The following is a 5,507-nucleotide window of genomic DNA, read 5'->3' on the forward strand; positions in this document are numbered from 1 at the left end:
CCGGCCGAACGGCGAAGAGGCGAGCATCAGGCAGATATATCGTGAAGATTCAAATTTTCGCGCCTGGCTACAAATCAAACCGCTAGCCCATTTTCCTATCGTTTTGGTTCTTAACTTAACGGCATTGGGCATACACGCCCAAGCTCCTCTTCGTTGCATCGTGGAAGGCGTATTTGTCACACCGCCGCCGGTCTGAGTACCGGCGGCTTCCCCGTGCCCAAATCCTGCTTGGAAGTTGGTATTCGTGACTCACGCACGAATTGCATTCTATGGGAAGAAGAAACATGTTCCATGCTCCGGTATAGAGAAAGAAGGTTTTTTGGAATCAACCTGCTGAGGGCAATACAGTTATCGAGGTGGCGGATGATATTGTACGAAGACATATCAAGCCTCATGAGACAATGCTTTGAAGAATAAAAATAGTTTGAGCCAAAATGAACCGTAACTCCGCAAGAAAAATAAAGAATCCAAGTCCTTTAGTCGTTTTCAAAAGAAAGAGGTGGCCTCTGGATCAAAAATGAAAGCTTATAATGTTTCATGAGTTCAAGAATGACGATTGACTTGAGAAAGTCCGTTTGAGAAAATCTTTTTTCTGAGGCCCGAAAAAAATCAAATACAGCGAGGGCGATTTTGACCCCTAAGTGGCTTGAAAAGAGCGAGATGGGCGTGCTTGATTATGGCTTGCTGTCGGTTTCCTGTCTCGCCAAACCAAAAAACTTCCTTCCCTTGAAGGTGGAGATCGAAGAATTTCTCCGCCAGTATTCTCGAAAATTGCGATCTGTCCACAAATCATACTTAGAAGCAAAGTGTGATGACGCTAGTGAAAAACTCCAGCTTTTTGATGATTACATGAAACCCCTATACAAGCCTCGATTTGGTTTTTCCTTTGGGAATCAGGATCTTAGGGGTGATTGTCTTGTTGATGACTTCGAGCTTCTGCTGAATTTGCCCATTTTTTCTAATACCACCAAGCAGCACTTCCACCTTTCGCTTTTTCCAGATTTTTTGGAAGATCCCGAAGTGCGCGCAATGGGCATTCTCGATCCCAAAGAATTCTTTCGGGATTTTTGCCACGAGAGAGAGGTTAGCTCCTTTCAGCCTCTTTGGCCGATCCAGACACAGGTGATTTTTCGCATGGACCTGTGGCTCAAAATGGAATGGGGCGTTCGATTATTCCGGGATGTAATAAAGTACCTCTGTCTCATAATGAAAGAATTTGATCGAGAGCGGATACAGATACTTCCTTCGATTGCATTTGACAGCCATGAGGTAAATGTTTTTATTTACTCAACCAACGAACGTGATGTACTGAATTTCGTAAAAAAAGCGATATCTGGTTGTTCGGTTCAAGAAGTGTCCTCTCTCGGTGGAGCGGTCGAGTCCCGCGTCTTGGAGCAGATCAAAAGTCGATTTTTTGCAAGTCGTGTGCGTTCGGGTGTCAGACGTGCCGCCTTTTCCCAAGACCATCGCGAGAGCCCCAGTCGAAAAGATCTCAACGAGGAGATGAATCCTTACTGGAACATGTTGACGGAGGAATTTACACGACGCAAAAAATTTGCCCATAAATGGCAGCAAATCATTCAGGACGAATCTCCAATTACTTGTTTATTAGAGCACCTTCAGCTCTTCAAATTTAAAAGAGAGTTTTTTCGATGCTTTCCAAAAAGTCATGTGATAGCCGATGTACTCGGAGGACTTGCCAAAAGGGACGACTTTCCCAATAGAGAAGAGTGGCAGAAGTGTTGGGATGAAATTCTTCAGCTAAAAACATTCGTCCACAGCAGTACCTTTATTGGCACCCCATTGGACCTGTTTTTGTACTATTACTTCGATAAGTCCAAGGAAAACATTCAACGCGCAATTTATCAAAACCCGTGCGAAATGAATCCAGACGAGTTCAACCGACTTTTCCCTCTGTCGGCAGTGCGCAATGCCTCTCTAGAGGACTCTCAAGACGTGAAAACCAATCTTGAGCAAACTTGCATTCAGAGAGGGGGTCAAGTCGTTGAATATGCACAGGCCCTAGAGAGCCGCTTTTCAAGTGCTCAAGGCGATCTGTTAGAAGAGCAAAAATTTAGCGTGAGCATTGATGTCCCCTTGTACTCTTTTGCTAGTGGATATTTAAACGAAGAGCACAGTAAGTATGACTTGGTTTTGGGGCGTCATTTTCTGCGCCGGAATTACGAGAAAATTCCGTTCATCCAGTTAATGCAGGAAATTGTCCAGGTGAACAAAGACTTTGATTCCCTGCTCTACGCCTCTACTCGTTCAACCCTTTTGCCGAATCTCCTGACAGAGAATTTTTCAACGGGAAGTAAGAAAGCCGAGTTTTTAAGAAGAGTAAACCTTGATGAGTTTCGTTTGAGCCGGATTTACCGAATGCTCTTTAAGCGTTTTAAAGTGCTTGGAATCCCCAAGCACCTTACCGATAGCTTCATAAGCATTGTAGACTTATACAATTCTTACATAAACGATCCGGCGCAGTTTGAAGGGTTTATTGAGCTTGCTCCCGTTGTCTTTCAGATTGAGATTTTCTTTCAGGAACTTCGATACCTAAAGGACGATTACTTGTGGGGAGAAGATCCACATTCTGGAGAGAAGTATCCTGCGATGAGATCGGACCAGTTTCAAGACCAGCTCACCTCGTTTCTGGAAACCTTTAAGCATGGTTTTTTGAAGCGCTACACTACTATGCCGATTGATCAAGACACATTCCAGTCGCCAGTAGAATACACAGGAACGATGCAATCTTTTTTCTTGATTGCTCAAGGAGTTCAGCGGGCGTTACTGGGGTATTTCTACAAATTTGAACCGGCAAGTTTGATGCTTCGCGCGAGCCTGCTTCATGAGACAGAAGAGCCGAGTATCTTTCAACGAAACAGCTTGTTTAGCACAAGTACATTTTTAAGCAAGAAGCACATCTTGTATCCTGAGAATCTTATTTACCTTACCCACGAGATAGGGCATACCATACCAGTTTCAAACTTCGTGAAAAAGTTATTCTTGATTTACTCGAAAGACAAAAACTACGGAGACGATAAAAAGAAAGAGATTTGTGAATGGCTCTTTTTTAAGCAGGATGGCCTTCATAAGCTTGCTGATAGGTACAACATCCCTGACCCAATAGGCTTATATTCGCTCGTGCATGAAGTGGTTGCAGATGTTTTCTCTTTCTACTCAACGTGTTATTTCGACCCGTTGCGGGAGAGGTGTGTTTTTTCCGACGACCTGGTCGTTACTTATGTCCGTCGTTTTTGGCTTCAGTTTAGTCTGTATGGTGGTGCGACTGAATCACTGAGCGCTGGTGATATTTTGCGTCAGGTTGAATCCTGCATTCAACGCTTATTGGTTACCGTAAATTTGGTAATGTGGGTTGAAGAAGTAAATGATCTAGAAAAAGCCTGGGATCTCATTAGAGAGGGCTCGCAGGGAATCTGCCGCAAAAAAGAACTCCTTGATGATCATGAATTTAGAGGGCGCTGCATTGATTGGACGAGAAAGAACTTTTATGAGCCCATATCCTCGGTCGTGCTTGATCTTTCATTCCGAATCAAGAAGTACCTGAAGATTGATCGTGACACCTGGCAAAATCCAGGATTTAATCGTGATTCGTCCACTATCTACTTTCATGAACAATCAGCGGAAATGAGCAATAGTGTTTTCTTTGAAACCTTAATGATCCTGAATCACCTGCATGGTGCGATTTTCACCATGCTTGAGCCTGCCATTGTTAAAGATGCTGTTTTTCTACAATACAAACCGCGCGCCGAAGGAACGGCTAATCGAGAAGATGAGTTCTTCGATATGGATCAAGTTTACCTCGGGTGGTCTACTGAATTTGGTAACGACACTGGCGATGTCGCGATTCACCCAAGTCTTGGCTTGTTTACTTGCTCGCCTGATGCGAGAAAAAAAATGTTCAAACTCAGGGCTACTGCTCAGTTTTCACTGTTGGATATCGGGCTTCAGTCTAAGGGTGAAATTATTGATCGCATTCACTCAAAAATACTCGTGGAATCACATCTTTTTCACCAAGAGGTTTGCAAATTGGATCAGCTTGAAATACCAAAGAAAAGAAAGTACACTTTAAGTAAATACGATGTTGAGCTTCGCGTAAACTCGCACAAAAGAAAGCATTCGTATCTTGGCTCTTTTTTTGAATCCATGTCACGAGAAAAGTATAAAGAACAAGCATGGCCTGAAGGCGCTAACAAAGGCCCCGAAAACGTTGAGATCACGAGTGATTTAGAGGGAGCAAGCCCTAATGAATTATTTTTTTACAAAAACATAAATCATCTTATAGGAGAATTTTCAGGAAAGTTTGTGGTGTTAGTTCCTCAAGAGGGAAATGGGTACAAGGTGTATTCTGGTAATTCAAGCAGAGAAGTGTATGAAAACGCAGAATCAGACGGTTTTGATCCATTAAAGTACGGCATTTTTATTGTTCCTTAGATTACATGAATCAGGAGTGCTATTATGAACAAACATTCTTTAGGAGCTATTGTACTTAAAAATGGGATTTTTGAGAAAAATATTAATTGCTACCTTTCAGTTAATAAAACCTCCTTCGAAAAGAAACATAACAAATCCAAGACATCAAATGAGTCTGATCCAATCAATCTCCCGATTGTATTTAACTCAAGCTTTCCTTATAATGTCATGCCTGAGTACTGGTGGAGAAAGATGCATGGGGTGATTGAACAACCTGCGGAAAAAAAGAAAGAAGAGTCGCTCTTGTTATATAATAGCAATCATGGTTCATGGGAGCGCTTCTCTTTGACCTTCTTCATGGAATCAATCTATGTGAAGCTTCCCTTTAGCAAGGAACTTCAACAGTTTCATTTTCACTGCCTATTAGAAGAAAATATTTCTTTCTCGGATAGCCCCATTATTGGCTCGAAATTCTTCCAAGAAGATGTTTATGAAGAAGCTAATTTTCAAAGCCTGACGTACCAACTTGGTTGGGCTAAAGATAAAAAGAAGAAAGATCAAAACTGGTTTCAAAGACTGTTCTAAGTGCTAACATGAAACAATCAGATTTTCTGATCTCCTTTCTTTGTGTCCCAAAATAAGCCAGTAAACTATGGTGGTTTTTTATCCATGATCTGACTTTTTATTAATTAGCATACACAGCACCAGCCGGCTACTAACCTTCTCATGGAAGTTAGGTTCGATTCTTGAGTTCTTTTCTGAAATAAAGGGCTTGCCCCTTGAATGAGCAAGCCCCAGGTGCAGTAACACTACAGAATGGATTTTGGTTTGGGGAACGCCGCGACCGGGGCGCTCGTCATCGTCATCGCGGGCATGAATGGGGTCAGTTGCTCGGACTCCATGATGAAGTTTTCCAGATCACTGACCTTGTAGAACACCCGAGAGTTCTGTAAGCCTACCAACGAGGGTTCAGACGCAAAGCGTCGAGACGGCTACACTTCCTGGAAAAGGTTCAGGAGGTTGCTTTGGGAAAGCTAAGAATCGAGCCAAAACAGAAATCGCCGGGTTTCATTCGT

3 protein-coding genes are annotated in these 5,507 nt (G+C 42.7%); all 3 read left to right on the forward strand.

Going from position 1 to position 5,507, the window contains the following annotated elements; translation table 11 throughout:
- A partial coding sequence (locus tag J3U88_RS33770; protein ID WP_207863637.1) for a hypothetical protein occupies window positions 1-196 on the forward strand: 196 nt, incomplete at its 5' end.
- Between the two features lie 434 nt (window positions 197-630).
- Window positions 631-4,452: a hypothetical protein gene (locus J3U88_RS33775; protein ID WP_207863638.1), complete on the forward strand. Its 3,822-nt coding sequence runs from the start codon at window positions 631-633 to the stop codon at window positions 4,450-4,452.
- 24 nt (window positions 4,453-4,476) lie between these two features.
- Window positions 4,477-5,016: a hypothetical protein gene (locus tag J3U88_RS33780; protein ID WP_207863639.1), complete on the forward strand. Its 540-nt coding sequence runs from the start codon at window positions 4,477-4,479 to the stop codon at window positions 5,014-5,016.
- Window positions 5,017-5,507 lie beyond the last annotated feature (491 nt).

The sequence above is a fragment of the Acanthopleuribacter pedis genome, from assembly GCF_017377855.1.
GTDB classification, from domain to species: Bacteria; Acidobacteriota; Holophagae; order Acanthopleuribacterales; family Acanthopleuribacteraceae; genus Acanthopleuribacter; species Acanthopleuribacter pedis.